Below are 16,136 nucleotides of genomic sequence, written 5' to 3'. Positions count from 1 at the left end.
GCGAAAAGATCGCAGTGATACTTGAGCTAGACTCACAGCATGTCGGATCGCGATCTGCCCTCGCTGAATGCCCTTCGCGCCTTCGAGTCCGCTGCGCGACTGGGCAGCATGAGCCTCGCCGCACAGGAACTGCACGTGACCCACGGCGCGGTGAGCCGGCAAGTGCGCGCGCTGGAAGAAGCCCTGGGCCAGCCGCTGTTCGTCCGTCAGGGTCGCGGCGTCGCGCTGACCGCGACCGGGCAGCAGTTGCGCGAGCAATGCAGCGCCGCGTTCGGGCAATTGCGGGAAGGCTGGCTGCAACTGAAAAAGACCAGCGGCATGTCGGCCTACGTGCTCGGTTGTTCCGGCAGTGTGCTGGCACGCTGGGTGATTCCCCGGCTGGAGCGCCTGCGCTACGAACTGCCCGCGCTGACGCTGCATCTGGCCGTACAGGACGAACCCGTGGCCGACCACCTGGCCGACGTGGATGCCGCCCTGCTGCTGGCCGCGCCGCCCTGGCCTGCCGGCTGGCAAGTGCACGAACTGGCGCCGGAACGCATCGGCCCGGTACTCAGCCCGCGCTACCCCGACGCAGACCGCCTGCGCGAACTGCCCGCCACCGCACTGTGCGACGAGCCGCTGCTGCACACCGCCTCGCGCCCGCAGGCCTGGCCGGAGTGGGCGCACGCCATGGGCCTGCCCCCCGAATCGCTGCAGCAGACGCAGGCCCTGCCCCACCTCTACTTCCTGCTGGAGGCTGCTGCGGCCGGGCTGGGCGTGGCCATCGCGCCGCAGCCGCTGGTTGCCGACGACCTGGCCAGCGGGCGTTTGCTGGCACCCTGGGGATTCCGCGAAACGTCCGCGCGCTGGGTGCTGGTTTCGGCGCGACGAACCGACGATGCGAGGCTCGCGGCGCTGGCGGACTGGCTGCGCGGCGAACTGGCCGAGGCCTGATCGAGATTTCTGCCGCGCTTCGACTCCGCTTGCTATCGCAGGCTACGCTCAGCGTGCACGGTGAAAGCACGGCCAGCGATTCTGCTTTGCATTGACCTGCACTCCTCCACCACGGCCGCTGCCGGCATCGTGCTGGAAGCTTCGCTCATGGCGTGCCTTCTCCTTCGTCCGTGGCACGCACCGCCGCGATGAAATCCCGCAGCTTGCCGGCATCCTTGATGCCAGGCGCCGACTCCACGCCGCTGGCCACGTCCACCGCCCACGGTCGCGCGACGCGGATCGCTTCGGCCACGTTGCCGGCGTGCAGCCCCCCGGCAAGCACCAGCGGCTGCACAAGGTTCCTGGGCATCAGCGACCAATCGAAAGCTTTGCCGCCACCACCGGCCTCGCCGAGGCCGTGGCCGTCGAGCAGCAGCGCGGCGGCACGCGGATAGTCGCGCAGGCGCGCCAGCGCAGCAGCACCCTCGCCCATCGCGATGGCCTTGAGGTAGCGATGGCCGAACTGCGCGCACCAGGCGTCTGATTCGCCGCCGTGGAACTGCAACAGGTCCGGCACCACGGTGGCGATGACTTCCTCCACCAGCGCCGGCGCGTCGTCCATGAACAGTGCCACTGTGCTTACGAACGGCGGCAGGGCATGCACGATGGCCTGCGCCTGCGCCACGGAAACGCGGCGCCGGCTGCGCGCGGTGAACACCAGTCCGATCGCGTCGGCACCGAGCTGTGCGGCCAGCAAGGCGTCCTCGACGCGGGTCATGCCGCAGCACTTGATGCGCGTCATGGTTGGCTCACCGCTGCGGGCAGACCCCAATGCGCCTCGTAGCGCGGGCCGATGAAGGTGAGCCCGGAGGATGGCGCGGTCGGTCCGGCCACCTCGCGGTTGCGCCCCGCCAGCAGTTCGCCGACCCATGCGACAGGCTGCTCGCCGCGCCCCACCGGCAGCAGCGAACCCACGATGTTGCGCACCATGTGGTGCAGGAAAGCGTTTGCCTCGATCTCCACGATCACCTGCTCGTCTTCCCGTCGTACGCTCACCGCCAGCACGGAACGCCGCGCGTGTGCAGCCTGGCAGGACACCGCGCGGAATGCGGAAAAGTCGTGCTCGCCCAGCAACGCCTGCGCGGCCTCATGCATGCGCGCTGCATCCAGCGGCAAGCGTTCCCAGGTCACGTAGCGCGCGTCCAGCGCCGCGCGTACCGGCCGGTTGAGGATGGTGTAGCGATAACGCCGGCTGCGCGCGGAAAAACGCGCGTGGAAATCCTCCGCCACCGGCTGCGCCCACAGCACCGCCACGCCGGTCGGCAGGTTGGAGGTCGCGCCCAGCAGCCAGCCGCGCATCGCACGCGACACCCCGGTATCGAAATGCACCACCTGGCAACGGCCATGCACGCCGGCGTCGGTGCGACCCGCACAGGTCACCTCGACCGGTTGCGCGGCCACTTTCGACAAGGCGTCTTCCAGCGCGCCCTGCACCGTGTTGCCATGGCTCAGGCGCTGCCAGCCGAGGAAGTCGGTGCCGTCGTATTCGATGCCCAGGGCGATGCGCATGGATCGGGAGAATGCGGAAAGTGCGCAGCGTAGCAGGCATTTTCATTTGCGATCGTCCGTGATCGCGAAAATCAAACGGGCGGCCATCCATGGCCGCACTCCTCAAACTTTGCGATCGTCCGTGATCGCGAAAATCAAACGGGCGGCCATCCATGGCCGCACTCCTCAAACTTTGCGATCGTCCGTGATCGCGAAAATCAAACGGGCCGGCATGGCCGGCCCGTTCGGGGTTCGAGGTGCGCGCAGGCGACTCAGTGCAGGTCGTCGATCATGCGCTTGGCGACGTCGCGCTGCGTTTGGCTGCCCTCGTGGATCACTTCCTCGAGCATGGCGCGGGCCCCTTCGGGGTCGCCCATGTCCAGGTAGGCGCGAGCCAGGTCGAGCTTGGTGTCCACCGGGTCGTCGCTGAAATCGCGCGGCTCGATGTCGTGCCCAGCCGGATGGACGTGCATCTCCGGCTCCTCGAACTGCCAGCTCGACGCCGACGAGCGCAGCACCGTCACATCGTCGTCAGCGGCGTGATGCTCCGCGGCCTGGTGCGCCACGACCGGCTCGACCTCGTCGGCATGCTTCGGCGACGACGCCGATTCGTGCCCCGGCGTCAGGTCGAAATTGAAGTTGTACTCGCTCACCTTCACCGGGTGCGCAGGCAGCGGCGGCGGACCGGCCGGCGCGGATGCCGCAGCAGGCTCAGTGGTGGGCTCGGCAGCGTACTTGTCGATGTCGAAGCCGTGGTGCGCCTCAAGCTCCTCCGCCGACATGCCGCCGTGCCCGGCGAACAGCGGATGGCCGGGCACCAGGTCCTCGCCCATGTGCAGCACGTCCTGCCACTCTTCCTGATGCGGATCGGTGACGTGGGCATGCATCGCCTCGGCGGCGGCCTCGAAATGCTCGACGTCGCGGCGGCCGTAATACAGGCTGACCAGCTCCAGGTGCAGGCCGATGTCGTCGGGATGCTCGGCCAGCTGGTCGAGCAACTGGTTCTGGTCGACGTCGTCGGCACTGTCGACCAGCGGCGTGTCGCCGAAACGGTCGGCCAGCGACGGCGCCAGCTTCGGCGCCTGGACCGCGGGCTTCGCCTTGCGGCGACGGCCGAGCAGCGCGCCCAGCAACAGCAGCACCAGGACGATGGCGCCCAGCGCCTGCGCCCACAGCTGCGTGTACCAGGGTTCCTCGCTCGCCGGCGCTGCCGGCTTGATGGCCGTCGGCTTGATCGGGGTGGTCTTCGCCGGCGTGGCGGCCGCGGCCGGCTGGCCCGTGGTGGGCGCCGTCGCGGCAGCAGACGGGGCCGCTGCCGGTTTGGCAGCCGCGGTCACGGGCTGGTTGCCAGCGGTCGCCGCCGCGGCCGGGGCGACACTGGCCGGCTGCTCCGCCGGCTTCGCCGTGCTCGCGCCAGTCGCTGTCGCCGCCGTCGCTGCGGCAGCAGGCGCCGCATGCACCGGTTCGACCGGCTGGCCGGAAGCTTTGCGCGCCGCGGCCAGCTTCTGCTGCAGCTCGGCGATCTCGCTGTCCTTGAGCGCCAGCAGGCGTTCGTTCTTGTTGTTGATGTCGCTGAGATCCTTCAGCCGCGACTTCAGGTCCGCACCCTGCTGCTGCAGGCTGGCGAGGGTCTCCTGGCTGCGCAGCAAATCCTGGCGCAGCGCATTGCCCTGCTCCGCCCCGGCCGCCGCAGCGGCAGCCTTGCTGCCCTGCTTCGCCGGCATCAGGGCCAGGTGGTCGCCCTTGCTGCCTGCAGCCGCCGTGGGCGAGCTGGAGGTACCGGCGCGCGTGCCCGCATCGGCCACGGTCACCGGCGAACTGCTCACCGTGCCGTTGCGCCAGTCGCCGTTCTGGCGGCGCACTTCTTCTGCGGCGGCGGCGATGGCAACCGCTGCAGCCTCGTCCTTGCTGGGGATGCGCAACACCGCGCCAGCCTTCAACGCATTGATGTTGTCGCGGTAGAACGCGTCGGGATTGGCCTGCTTGAGCGCCAGCAGCATCTGGTTGACGTCGACGCCGGCCGGTGCCGTCTGGTGAGCCACCGCGGACAAGGTCTGGCCGCGTGCAACCGGTCCAAAACGGCCATTCGCCACCTGTTCCGTCGCGGCGGCATGCGTCGCGCCGGCATGGCTGGCCGGGCGGGGTGCGGACGCGGTGGCGGCCGGCTTCGCCTCATGGGATGCCGCATGGGAAGCGGCGGGGGTATGCGACGCTACCGGCGCCGGGTTGCTGCCGGGCGGATCGAGCAAGATGGTGTATTCGCGCACGCTCTTGCCGGTGCCGCCGCTGATCTCGACCAGCAGATCGAGGAACGGGTCGTTGACCGCCGCCTCGCTGGTAATGCGGATGACTTTGTGGCCGTTGGCGCCGTCGACCACGTCGAAGCGCAGGGGAATCGAGGGTCGTCCGCCGCTCACCCCGGCACGTGCGAATTCCTCGCCCGAAGCCAGTTGCACGCTGAGCTGCTGCAACTCGGCCGGCGTCGCCTTCTGCACCGGGATTTCCGCCAGCAGTGGCTGGCCCAGCGCCGACTTGACCTGGACCTGGCCCAGGTCCAGCGCCAGTGCGTGGCCGCTGCCAAGGGTCAGCGCCACCAGCAGTGGCAGTTTCAACGAACGATTCATCACGCGCTCCCCCGAACAAGCCATGGCATCTGGCAAGGCCACCACGATAGTGGCGCTTCGCCCTGACGAGGCGCCACTTTAGTTAGATGTGTACGGATCAACAATAGCAGGATCGCAGACTTGCGACGCATTGCTGCCGCACATTCCAGAACCCTGGCGGCCCTTGGGAGGGAGGATCAGGGTCCTTTGCCGGTGGCGGCCCCGGCCTGCTGTGCCGCCTGCAACTGCCGCTGCAGATCGGCGATCTCCGCGTCCCGCTGCTTGAGCCGCTGGGCGGCCGCCTCGCTGCCGGACTCCTGCGCGGCCACGTCGTGCCGCAAGCGTTGCACCTCGGCACGTTGCCTGGCGACCGCAGCCGCATCCTTGGGCGCCGCCTTGGAAACAGCAGGCTGCTGGGTGCGCGCCCACAGAGGGGCGGCCGCCAGCGCCAAGGCCAGCGCCAGCCAGTACTGGCCGCGCCTCACAGATAGTCCTTGATCAGCAGCTCGGCGATCTGCACTGCGTTCAGCGCCGCGCCCTTGCGGATGTTGTCCGAGACGATCCACAGATCGAGGCCGTGGTCGTGCGAGATGTCCTCGCGGATACGGCCCACGTACACCGGGTCCTTGCCGGCCACGTCGCCCACCGGGGTGGGATAGCCGCCGGCCTTGCGCTCGTCCATCACCACCACGCCCTCGGCCTGCTCCAGCAAGGCGCGGGCCTGCTCGGCGCTGATCTTGTCGCGGGTCTCGATGTGCACCGCCTCGGAGTGGCCGTAGAACACCGGCACGCGCACCGCGGTGGGGTTCACCTGGATGGATTCGTCCTCCAGGATCTTGCGCGTCTCCCACACCATCTTCATCTCTTCCTTGGTGTAGCCGTTCGGCTGGAATTCGTCGATGTGCGGGATCACGTTGAAGGCGATCTGCTTGGGGAACTTGCTCTTCTCCACGTCCTGGAAGTTGAGCAGCGCGGCAGTCTGCCGGCCCAGTTCCTCCATACCCGAGCGGCCCGCGCCGGAAACCGACTGGTAGGTAGCCACGTTGATGCGCTCGATGCCCACCTCGCGGTGGATCGGCGCCAGTGCCACCAGCATGCCCATGGTCGAGCAGTTCGGGTTGGCGATGATGCCGCGGGTGGTGTACTGGGCGATCGCGTGCGGGTTCACCTCGCTCACCACCAGCGGGATGTCGTCCTGGTAGCGGAACTCGGAAGTGTTGTCGATCACCACCGCACCGGCCGCCGCGGCGCGCGGCGCATGCACCTTGCTCACCGAGCCGCCGGCCGAGAAGAAGGCGATGTCCACGCCGGCGAAGTCGTAGTCGGCAAGGTTGCGCACCGTCACCTGTTTGCCCGCGAACTCCACCTTGCCGCCGGCAGAGCGCTCGCTGGCCAGCGGCACCAGCTCGCCGACCGGGAAATCGCGCTCGGCGAGGATCGCCAGCAGGGTCTCGCCCACGGCGCCGGTGGCGCCGACCATCGCAACCTTGTAACTGCTCTTCTTGCTCATCGGGTGGGTTCTTGGTGGGTGGAAAAGTGGAGGGGTGGTGGAACAGTCGCGCCGGCCGCGGCCAGCGCTTCGGGATTCAAGAGGTTCGGCGGATGCCCGGCATGCGGGCCATGGCCGAAGAACGCCAGCACATTGTCCACCGCCACGGCGGTCATGGCACGGCGGGTATCTGTCGTGGCGCTGGCGATATGCGGGCTGAGCAGCACGTTGTCGAGCGCGAGCAGGTCCGGATGCACCCGCGGCTCACCCTCGAACACGTCCAGCCCCGCCGCGGCGAGGCGGCCTTCGCGCAGCGCGGCCGCCAGCGCCGCGTCGTCCACGATGCCGCCGCGCGCCACGTTCACCAGCACCGCGGACGGCTTCATCTGCGCCAGCTCGGCGGTGCCGATGGCGTGACGGGTCTCCGCCGTCAGCGGCAATACCAGCACGAGGCAGTCGGACTCACGCAGCAAGGTGGTCTTGTCCACGTAACGGGCGCGGCATTCGCGTTCGGTGCTCTCTGGCAGGCGCGAGCGGTTGTGATAGAGCACCGGCATGCTGAAGCCCTGCGCGCGTCGGGCGATCGCCTGGCCGATACGGCCCATGCCCAGGATGCCCAAGGTGCGGCCGCGCACATCGGTGCCCAGCCAGCCCTTGAACTCGGTGGCGTGCCAGTGCCCTGCGCGCAGCCAGCGCTCGGCGGCGCCCATGCGCCGCGCCGCGCCGAGCAGCAGCGCCCAGGCGTAGTCGGCCACGCTCTCGTTGAGCACGTCGGCGGTGTTGGAGGCAGCGATGCCGGCTGCACCCAGCGCGGCCAGGTCGAGGTTGTCGTAGCCCACGGCAAGATTGGCCACGATGCGCAGACGCTTTGCGCCGGCCAGCTCGGCCGTACCGATGTGTTCCTTCAAGCCCACGATGGCGGCATCGCAGCCGGCCAGTTTCGCGGCCAGCTCGGCGGGGGCGAACTTCCTCTCTTCCGGCTCGACGCGCACATCGAAATGCGGAGCCAGCCGTGCGGTCACGTCGTCGAAGGTCGGGCGCGACACCCACACGCTGGGCCGGTCGCTCATGGACGTCCCACTGCCGGCAGGATCTCGTCGGCGATCCAGAACCAGGTCAACGCCATGCCGAACAAGGTGCCGACCAGCCACAGCAGCCAGCGCCGGCGACGCCAGCCGGCCCGGAACGCCGAAAGCTGCATCGGCACGTCCGCCAGGTAGGCGGCGCAGTAGCAGACATTCGCCAGCACCGCGAGAACGAACAGCATCAGCAGGTGCTGGACGTCCAGTTGGCCGCGCAGCTCGGCCCATGCCGATGCCGTCCAGCCCAGGACGACCGCCGCCAGCGCGATGTTGTAGGCGATGCGCCGGCGCTCCCAGTAGCCGATCGCGTCGCTGAGAATTTCGCCAAAACGGGGCACCAGGCCAAGGGCCGGGTCGGAATGCGTTTTCATCGTCGTCGCCTCCGTCAGGTGATACGGGGGGCCACCTCGCCCACGTCGCCGCACTGCGCGCGGTGGCGCAGCGCGTGGTCCATCAGCACCAGCGCCATCATCGCCTCGGCGATCGGCGTGGCGCGGATGCCGACGCAGGGGTCGTGGCGGCCCTTGGTGACCACTTCCACCGGCTCGCCCGCCAGGTTCACGCTGCGGCCGGGAATCAGGATGCTGGACGTGGGCTTCAACGCGACCGAGGCGACCACCGCCTGCCCCGTGCTGATGCCGCCAAGGATGCCACCCGCGTGATTGGACGTAAAGCCGTCCAAATGCATTTCATCGCGGTGCTGGCTGCCGCGCTGCCCGACCGCCGCGAAACCGTCGCCGATCTCCACACCCTTCACCGCATTGATCGACATCAGCGCACTGGCGAGGTCGCCGTCCAGCTTGCCGTAGATCGGCTCGCCCCAGCCCGGCGGCACGCCATCGGCCACCACGTTGACGCGCGCACCGACCGAGTCGCCGGATTTGCGCAGCGCGTCCATGTATTTTTCCAGCTCGGGGACTTGCGCCGCATCCGGCCAGAAGAACGGGTTCTGCTCCACCGCGGACCAGTCGAAACCGGCCGGCGCGATCTCGCCGATCTGCGCGAGGTAGCCACGCACGCGCACGCCGTGGCGCTCGGCCAGCCATTTCTTGGCGATCACCGCGGCGGCCACGCGCATGGTGGTTTCGCGCGCCGACGAACGGCCGCCGCCGCGTGGATCGCGGATGCCGTACTTATGCCAGTAGGTGTAGTCGGCATGGCCGGGGCGAAAGGTCGAGGCGATGTCGCCGTAGTCCTTGCTGCGCTGGTCGGTGTTGCGGATCAGCAGCGCGATCGGCGTGCCGGTGGTGCGGCCTTCGTACACGCCGGAAAGGATCTCCACCTCGTCCGCCTCGCGCCGCTGCGAGGTGTGGCGCGACTTGCCGGTGGCGCGGCGGTCGAGGTCCTGGCGGAATTCTTCTTCGCTGATCGGCAGGCCCGGCGGGCAGCCGTCGATCACGCAGCCAATGGCCGGCCCGTGGCTTTCGCCGAAGGTGGTGACGGTGAAGAGCTTGCCGGTGGAGTTGCTGGACACGGGATTTGGACGTCCGAGGAAAACCCGCACAGCTTACCGCGATGCAACAATTCCTGCGCTCCTGCCGGCGACAGCGGGCCATTCGCTGGCCAGCAGCCCGAAGACGACGTCATCCACCCAGGCGCCATGGAACAGCAGGCTTTCGCGGAAATGCGCCTCCTTGCGCATGCCCATCGCCTGCAGCAAGGCCATGCTCGGCGCGTTGCGCGGATCGACCGACGCATGCAGGCGATGCACCCCCATCTCGCCGAACAGCCAGCCGAACAGCGCATGCAGCGCCTCGCGGGCATAGCCCTTGCCCTGCACGGCAGGCGCCAGCGTGATGCCGAATTCGGCTTGCGCATCGGCGAGGCAGAAGCCGACGTCGCCGATCAGCGCGCCATCGTCGAGATGGCGAATGGCGCGTTGGAACCACTGGCCTTGCGATGGCGCGGCCATGGCCGACTGATCGTCGATGAAACGCTCGGCATCGGCCAGTGCGGCCGGGCGCCAACCCTGGTAACGGCAAACCTCCGGATCGGCGCGATACGCGAACAGCGCCGCGGCGTCGTCACGGCGCAGCGCATCCAGTCGCAAGCGTGCCGTGACCAGTTCCATCGGATCAGCGCCGCGCGGCCGCGGCGGCGTGGATCGCCGCCTTGTGCTCGACCAGGTCGCGGCGCTCCAGCGCGAACACGCCCATCTGGCCGACCTTGAACTCGATCCACACGAACGGGACTTCCGGCAGCAGCGCGGCCAGCGCGTGCTCGCTCTCGCCCACTTCGACGATCAGCAGGCCGTCGTCGGTCAGCAGGTCGGCGGCCTCGTCGAGGATGCGCAGGCAGATGTCCAGCCCGTCCTGGCCCGAGGTGAGGCCGAGCTTGGGCTCGTGGGCGTATTCGCCGGGCAGCGCGGTGTATTCGTCCTCGGTGACGTAGGGCGGGTTCGAGACGATCAGGTCGTACTTGCGCCCGCGCACGCCGGCGAACAGGTCGGACTTCACCGCCTCGACGCGCGACTCGACGTGCTGGAACACGATGTTCTCGCGCGCCAGCGCCAGCGCGTCGTCGCTGATGTCGACGATATCGACGCGCCAGTCCGGGTTGTATTCGGCCATCGCGATGCCGATGCAGCCCGAGCCGGTGCACAAGTCCAGCGCGCGCTCCACATGGCGCTCGTCCAGCCACGGCGCGAAGCCGGATTCGATCAGCTCGGCAATCGGCGAGCGCGGCACCAGAGCACGGCGATCGCTCTTGAACTTCAAGCCGGCGAACCAGGTTTCGCCGACCAGGTAGGCCACCGGCAGGCGCTCGCTGACGCGGCGCTCGATCAAGGCCAGCACGTTCGCGCGCTCCTCGGTGGTGAGCCGGCCCGCGCCGTAGGCCGGCGGGATGTCCGGCGGCAGGTGCAGGCTGGCCAGCACCAGGTGGGTGGCCTCGTCGATGGGGTTGTCGTGGCTGTGGCCGAAGGTCAGCCCGGCGGCCGAGAAGCGGCTGGCGCCGTAGCGGATGAAGTCGATGATGGTGGCGAGTTCGGCGGTCACGGGCGGCCCACGGCGCGGCAAAAAGACCGCTGATTATAAGCGCCAGCCCCGTATACTGGCTGGATGACTTTCAAAGTATTGCTCCAATACATCCTTCCGCACCGCTTTCTGTCGCGCCTGGTCTACTGGGGCACGCGCTGGACCTTCGCGCCGTGGAAGAACTGGCTGATCGCCACCATCGTGCGCAACTACAACGTGAACATGGCCGAGGCGGCGCAGCCCGATCCGTTGGCCTACCAGCACTTCAATGCCTTCTTCACCCGCAAGCTGAGGCCCGGCGCGCGCCAGGCCGACGCCGATCCGGCCGCCCTGCTCTCGCCCGCCGACGGCCGCGTCAGCCAGGCCGGCGCTATCGTCGACGGGCGCATCTTCCAGGCCAAGGGACAGGACTACAGCGCCGCCGAACTGCTGGGCGACGAGGCCTCGGCCGCGCCGTACCGCAACGGCCGCTTCGTCACCGTCTACCTGTCGCCTCGCGACTACCACCGCGTGCACATGCCGCGGGCCGGTACGCTCAAGGAAACCGTGCACGTACCCGGACGCATCTTCAGTGTGGCGCCGTTCGCGGTCGAAGCCATTCCGCGGCTGTTCGCGCGCAACGAGCGGCTGGTCTGCCATTTCGAAGGCGAACACGGCCCGTTCGCGGTGGTGATGGTGGGCGCGATCCTGGTGTCCTCGGTGGCCACGGTGTGGGACGGGCTGGTGATCCCGCCCTACGCGCCGTCGATCCGCCGCAAGTCCTTCGCCGGCCAGAAGGTGACGCTGGAGCGCTTCGCCGAAATGGCGCGTTTCAACATGGGCTCCACGGTGATCCTGCTGTTGCCCGAAGGCATGGCCGAACTGGATGCGCTGCAGCCGCAACAGCCGGTGCAGGTAGGCCAGCGGCTGGGGGGCACGCTTCGCGCAAACTGACGCCTCGCGTCATTTTGTGACGCACTGGGCGCAACCGGTATCGCGCGCCCACTATCCTCTCGCCGTTGCCGTGCCCACCGCGCGGTGCCAGCCGACGAGGACTCCATGCAGCTGCTCAGCCCGGCCATCGCCTTCCTCCGCGCGTACCAGCTCACCCGCCAGTTGCGCGAGATCGAGCGTTGCGTGCACGCTCTGCCCCAGCGCAGCCGCGCCCAGCTGAGTCTGCTGACCTTGCGCGAGATCGGCCAGGCCTCGCGCAGCGAATTCCCGCACCTGTACGGCACGCCGCCGGAAGCGCGCTACCTGCCTTGGGGAAAGGGCACCGACACCGGCTACGAGCGGGCACGTTCGGACAATCCCGAGGTGGCGTTGCGCGGCATCGCGCTGTGGCTGGCCGTGGCTTATCACGAGACCAAGCACTCGCCACAGGATCGCCTGCAGCTGCAGCACCTGGCGGTGTTGCGGCTGCTGAACGAGCTGAAGCGCCTGCATCGTTCGGGGGCCAAGGCCAGCCAAACTTCCCAGGCCAATAGCTGGGTAGGCGCTGGCGCCACCGCCTGACCGAAGCTCAGCGACACTCCGGCACTTTCAACACCTGCCCCACCGAAATGTGGTGATGCCGCAGATGGTTCATCTCGGCGACTTCCTCCACGCTGGAACAGCGCAGCTGGCGCACGATGCCGACCAGGGTGTCGCCACGGCGCACCTTGTAATGACGGGTCTTGGCGGGCCCCGCGGGCGGCGGCGGCGCCGCATCGACCACCACCGGCGCGGCGGCGCTGTGCAGGTCGGCGGCGAGTATCGGCCATGGCCCATCCACGCAGCGCGCGGCATAGGACTGCTCCAGTAGCTTGGGCAGCTGCACCACCGCGCCGGCCGGCTGCTCCTGCTGCGGGTCGAGCCGCGGGTTGAGGTTGCGCAGGGTACGGAACCAGCCCTCCTCCATGCCGCCGGCCGAGCCCAGGCAGACCGTCAGCTCGGAAATCGAGGCGGGCCGCTTCAGCGTGACGCTGCCAGCCACGCCGTCGATCTTCGGGAAGCGCAGGTTGTAGCTGTCCGGGTGCAGGAACAGCCACGCCGCCGCCAGCACCGAGGGCACGTAGTCACGGGTCTGCTGCGAGAGCTGGTTGTAGATGCGCGGATCGTAGAAGCTCACCGAGGTGTCCGGCCCCACCATCCGCTTCATGCGCCCCTCGCCGGCGTTGTAGGCCGCCAGGGTCAGCTCCAGGTTGTCGTTGAACACCTGGAGCTGCTCGTTCATGTATTCGGCGTTCGCGCGCGCCGACGAGGCCGGATCGAAGCGCAGGTCGAAACCGTTGAAGTTGGTCAGGCCGAAACGCATCCCGGTCGCGTACATGAACTGCAGCGGGCCTGCCGCGCCGGAGCGCGACACCGAGTGCACCTTGCCGCCGGACTCCTGCGCCATGATGCCGAACAGCAAGGCCTCCGGCAGATCGGCGTCCTTGTATGCGGGCCACATCTGTTGGCGCAGGTACTGGTAGTTGATCCAGGCGTCGATCAGGTTCGGCCGCCACTGGGTCAGCCACATCTGCAGCGCGGCCTTCACCGCGCCGTTCATCGCGATCAGTTCGGAAAGCTTCTGCCCGTGCAGCAAGGTCACGCTGCGCTGCGCTTCCGGCAACGCAGCGGCGCCGCGCTGGTCCAGCGCCATACCGGTCTGCGGCTCTTCGTTCATGCCCTCGTCGCCGATCGAGCTGCCGTCCTTGAGGCGCAGCATGTGATCGTAGGCCGAGAAGAAGCGTTGCGAATCGCAGCCGGCGGTGGCGCCACAGCGGACCGCGGTGTTCTTCAGCGTGTCCAGCGTCTGTTCCAGCGTCTTCTGCCCGGCGGCGGGGTTGCCGGCGCGGATCTGCTGCAACGCGGTGTCGTAACCCTGGGTGGCCTGGTCGAGCTGGGCATACAGCGCGGTCACCTGCGCCTGCGGTTTGGTGCCGCCCGTTCCCGCACAAGCCGCCAGCAAGCCAAACGCTACCGCCAACGGCGCCAGGCGCAGGGATCGAACAACACGAACAGACTGCATGGGAAAAACCATCCGACGAAAGGCGGACACCTTAGCCCGCGGCACCGGCAGACTCAATGAACCAGCGCGCGGCGGGCTCTGGCTACAATCGCGCTCGACTCGAAACGAAGGGATTCTCATGACCGACAAGCTGATCGGCGGCGTGCCGGGCGGCATCTCTCGGCAACAGGCTCCGAGGGGACGCTGATGCCACGCATCGAAATGGTTTCCGCCGACACGCCGTTTGGCGAGCGCTTCGCCGCCGGCTTCGGCTATCCACTGCGCGGCGCCGGGCTGGCCACCTGCACGGCGTTGGCGCTGGCGCATTACGCGAGTTTCCTGCCCGCCATCGGCACGCTGGCCAACCTGCTGGTATGGGCTGCAACCTGGCGCTATGCCGCCGACTGCATGCAGCACACCGCGAACGGCTACGCCAACCCGCCCGACGTGGGTGCGGATGAAGCCGGCACCGCCGGCTGGGCGCTTGCCCTGATCCATCTGGTGGCCGCGCTGCTGTTCGCCGCGTGTGCCTGGCTCGCCCCGTCCGCACTGTGGCTGCTGGTCCCGGTGCTGGTGCTGGCGTTGCCGGCCATCGACATGTCGCTGGCCTTCGACGGCAATGTGCTGTTGGCGCTCAACCCCGCCACCTGGTGGCGCATCGCGCTCGGCTTCGGCGGCGCCTATCTGGTGCCGGTGGCGATCAATCTGCTGCTGGGCGCGATGGTCGCGGTAGCCATGCTCACCTCCGCCCTGCTGCCGCGCTTCCTGGCACTGCCCCTGTACGGCTTCGCGTACACCTGGCTGATCGTGCTGGCCTTCCACCTGATGGGCGTACTGATCCACCAGCGCCACGAACGCTTCGGACTGGAGCCCGAAGCGCCGAAGCTCGCCAAGGCCATCGGCCAGGACGAGGACAGCCGGCTGGTCGATGAAGCACGCACGCTGGCCGGCAGCGATCCGATGGCGGCATTGCGCCAGCTGGCCGAACGCCTACGCCAGCGCACCGCCCCTGCGCCGGTGCACCAGCTCTACCGCGAGCTGCTGCGCCGCCAGGGCCTGCGCGACGACTTGCTGGTGCACGGTCAGATCTGGATCGCCGCGCTGATCGCCCAGAACGAAGCGCGCCGCGCACTCGGCGTGGTTCAGGAATGCTGCACCATCGATCCGGCCTTCGTGCCCGACGACCCGCGCACCTGCGGCGAACTGGCCGACCTCGCCGATCGCCTGGGCATGGCGCGCCTCGCCATCCACCTCGGCCGCGGCTACCTCGCGCATTGGCCGCGCGACGAGCGCGCCCCGCACTACGGCCTGCTCGTCGCGCGCCTGCTGGGCGCGCAGGCCGAGCATCGCGTTGAAGCCGTCGTGCTGCTGGAAAAACTCGCCACCGCGTGGCCCGAGCATCCGCTGCGCAAGGACATCGCCACCTTGCAACGGCAACTGGTGGGTACCGCATGAAAGGACCGAACCTGCAGGCAGCGATTGCCTTTGCCGGCATGGCCGCCTTCCTCGCCACCGGCATCGCGGCGCAATGCCTGCGCGCCGACCTCGACTGGGTGCGGGTACCCAACAGCTTCTATCTGATCGGGCCGTGGGGCGGCATGGTGTGCGCCGGCTACTACGCGATGGCCGCTGCGCTGGTGCTGCTTGGCGCGAGCGCGTATCGCACACTCGCGCCCAACGCGCGCAGCGCCGCCCCGCTGTTGCTGTTCGTGGCGGGTGGCGCGGCGCTGGCGCTCACCGCGCTTGCGCACACCGATACCTGGAGCCACCCGCCCACGCTGCACGGCTACGTACACGGCGTGGCGGCGCAGGCCGCCTTCCTGTGCACGACGACCGCGATGCTGTTGCAGGCCTGGCGGCTACGCGGCGATGCGCGCTGGCGGCACTGGTTCCGGCCCGCGTTTGCGTATGCCGCATTCTGTTTCGTGCTGCTATGGGTGCAGGCGTTCTGGCGCAGCTTGCCCAGAGGCTTGAGCCAAAAGGCGCTGATCGTGCTGATACTGGGCTGGCTGATGGTCGCCGCATGGCGTTTGCTGCATGGCCCTGGCCGTGCCGGGGCGCGCGCATGAGCCGCTGGCGCCCACCCTCGCCCGGTTCCACGGCGATCATCACCCGCGCCGGCTTCGAGAGGCTCAAGGCCGAGCTGGATCACCTGTGGCTTACCCTGCGCCCCGAGGTGGTGAAGGCGCTGGCCGCCGCCGCCGCGGAAGGCGATCGCTCGGAGAACGCCGAGTACACCTACCGCAAGAAGCAGCTCGGCGAGATCGACCGCCGCGTGCGCTACCTCAGCAAGCGCATCCCCGCGCTCAAGGTGGCCGAAGGCTTGCCCGCCGATCGCGAGGCGGTGTTCTTCGGCGCCACCATCACGCTGGAAAACCACGCCAGCGGCGAGGAAGTCAGCTACCGCATCGTCGGCCCCGACGAGACCGACGCGAAGCTGGGCTGGATCAGCATCGACTCGCCGATGGCCCGCGCGGTGCTGAAGAAGCGCATCGACGACGAGTTCGAAGCGGAGCTGCCTGGCGGACGCACGCGCTTCCTCATCGTGGAAGTGCGTTACGAAACATGAGCCGC

General features: G+C 68.7%; 17 protein-coding genes. 6 read left to right on the top strand and 11 right to left on the bottom strand.

What is annotated here, in order from left to right; translation table 11 throughout:
* Positions 1-39: 39 nt before the first annotated feature.
* On the top strand, positions 40-933 hold the full coding sequence (locus tag ISP14_RS14300; protein ID WP_404541086.1) for a LysR family transcriptional regulator: 894 nt from the start codon (positions 40-42) through the stop codon (positions 931-933).
* Positions 934-1,078: 145 nt separating this feature from the next.
* Here ISP14_RS14300 and ISP14_RS14295 read toward each other — a convergent pair whose 3' ends face one another.
* The 10 genes from ISP14_RS14295 to prmB all read right to left on the bottom strand — a co-directional run bounded on the left by ISP14_RS14295 (position 1,079) and on the right by prmB (position 10,630).
* Entirely contained in the window at positions 1,079-1,714 is a 636-nt protein-coding gene (locus ISP14_RS14295; protein WP_404541085.1) for a phosphoribosylanthranilate isomerase, read from the bottom strand.
* Complete coding sequence (truA, locus tag ISP14_RS14290) at positions 1,711-2,481, bottom strand: tRNA pseudouridine(38-40) synthase TruA (protein WP_404541083.1); 771 nt, start codon at positions 2,479-2,481, stop codon at positions 1,711-1,713. Before truA ends, ISP14_RS14295 begins: the two co-directional genes overlap by 4 nt.
* A gap of 251 nt (positions 2,482-2,732) precedes the next feature.
* Positions 2,733-5,084 carry a FimV/HubP family polar landmark protein gene (locus tag ISP14_RS14285; protein ID WP_404541081.1) on the bottom strand — a complete coding sequence of 784 codons (2,352 nt, stop codon included), beginning with the start codon at positions 5,082-5,084 and terminating at the stop codon, positions 2,733-2,735.
* 176 nt (positions 5,085-5,260) lie between these two features.
* A complete protein-coding gene (locus ISP14_RS14280; RefSeq protein ID WP_404541079.1) occupies positions 5,261-5,548 on the bottom strand; it encodes a hypothetical protein in 288 nt (95 codons plus the stop codon).
* The gene (locus ISP14_RS14275) at positions 5,545-6,573 is read right to left on the bottom strand and encodes an aspartate-semialdehyde dehydrogenase (RefSeq protein ID WP_404541077.1); all 1,029 of its coding nucleotides are present in this window, start codon (positions 6,571-6,573) and stop codon (positions 5,545-5,547) included. The genes ISP14_RS14280 and ISP14_RS14275 overlap by 4 nt, the downstream gene beginning before the upstream one ends.
* Positions 6,570-7,622, bottom strand: coding sequence for a 2-hydroxyacid dehydrogenase (locus tag ISP14_RS14270; protein WP_404541075.1), 1,053 nt, complete (start codon positions 7,620-7,622; stop codon positions 6,570-6,572). The genes ISP14_RS14275 and ISP14_RS14270 overlap by 4 nt, the downstream gene beginning before the upstream one ends.
* Positions 7,619-8,005 carry a hypothetical protein gene (locus tag ISP14_RS14265; protein WP_404541073.1) on the bottom strand — a complete coding sequence of 129 codons (387 nt, stop codon included), beginning with the start codon at positions 8,003-8,005 and terminating at the stop codon, positions 7,619-7,621. Before ISP14_RS14265 ends, ISP14_RS14270 begins: the two co-directional genes overlap by 4 nt.
* Positions 8,006-8,019: 14 nt before the next feature.
* Entirely contained in the window at positions 8,020-9,108 is a 1,089-nt protein-coding gene (gene aroC / locus ISP14_RS14260; RefSeq protein ID WP_404541071.1) for a chorismate synthase, read from the bottom strand.
* Between the two features lie 33 nt (positions 9,109-9,141).
* The gene (locus tag ISP14_RS14255; protein ID WP_404541069.1) at positions 9,142-9,705 is read right to left on the bottom strand and encodes a GNAT family N-acetyltransferase; all 564 of its coding nucleotides are present in this window, start codon (positions 9,703-9,705) and stop codon (positions 9,142-9,144) included.
* A 4-nt stretch (positions 9,706-9,709) separates the two neighbouring features.
* Positions 9,710-10,630 (bottom strand): 50S ribosomal protein L3 N(5)-glutamine methyltransferase, encoded by a 921-nt coding sequence (gene prmB, locus ISP14_RS14250; protein WP_404541067.1) that lies wholly within the window; start codon positions 10,628-10,630, stop codon positions 9,710-9,712.
* A 63-nt stretch (positions 10,631-10,693) separates the two neighbouring features.
* Here prmB and asd point away from each other — a divergent pair, with 63 nt between their 5' ends.
* Both asd and ISP14_RS14240 read left to right on the top strand, forming a co-directional pair.
* On the top strand, positions 10,694-11,542 hold the full coding sequence (asd, locus tag ISP14_RS14245; protein WP_404541065.1) for an archaetidylserine decarboxylase: 849 nt from the start codon (positions 10,694-10,696) through the stop codon (positions 11,540-11,542).
* A gap of 105 nt (positions 11,543-11,647) precedes the next feature.
* Positions 11,648-12,103, top strand: a complete 456-nt coding sequence (locus ISP14_RS14240; RefSeq protein ID WP_404541064.1) for a hypothetical protein — start codon at positions 11,648-11,650, stop codon at positions 12,101-12,103.
* 7 nt (positions 12,104-12,110) lie between these two features.
* Here ISP14_RS14240 and ISP14_RS14235 read toward each other — a convergent pair whose 3' ends face one another.
* Positions 12,111-13,583, bottom strand: a complete 1,473-nt coding sequence (locus ISP14_RS14235; RefSeq protein WP_404541062.1) for a transglycosylase SLT domain-containing protein — start codon at positions 13,581-13,583, stop codon at positions 12,111-12,113.
* Between the two features lie 186 nt (positions 13,584-13,769).
* On the opposite strand from ISP14_RS14235, the gene ISP14_RS14230 reads away from it, so the two are divergent.
* Genes ISP14_RS14230 through greB form a run of 3 tightly spaced genes read left to right on the top strand, consistent with a single transcriptional unit; the run spans position 13,770 to position 16,131 of the window.
* Positions 13,770-15,017 (top strand): hypothetical protein, encoded by a 1,248-nt coding sequence (locus ISP14_RS14230; protein WP_404541060.1) that lies wholly within the window; start codon positions 13,770-13,772, stop codon positions 15,015-15,017.
* Positions 15,014-15,631 (top strand): DUF998 domain-containing protein, encoded by a 618-nt coding sequence (locus ISP14_RS14225; protein WP_404541057.1) that lies wholly within the window; start codon positions 15,014-15,016, stop codon positions 15,629-15,631. Before ISP14_RS14230 ends, ISP14_RS14225 begins: the two co-directional genes overlap by 4 nt.
* Complete coding sequence (gene greB, locus ISP14_RS14220; protein ID WP_404541055.1) at positions 15,628-16,131, top strand: transcription elongation factor GreB; 504 nt, start codon at positions 15,628-15,630, stop codon at positions 16,129-16,131. Before ISP14_RS14225 ends, greB begins: the two co-directional genes overlap by 4 nt.
* The last annotated feature ends 5 nt before the right edge of the window (positions 16,132-16,136 follow it).

This window comes from Dyella agri, from assembly GCF_044904705.1.
Taxonomy (GTDB): Bacteria; Pseudomonadota; Gammaproteobacteria; order Xanthomonadales; family Rhodanobacteraceae; genus Rhodanobacter_A; species Rhodanobacter_A agri.
Note: the sequence above shows the minus strand (reverse complement) of the source record. Positions and strands in the feature narration are given on the sequence as shown.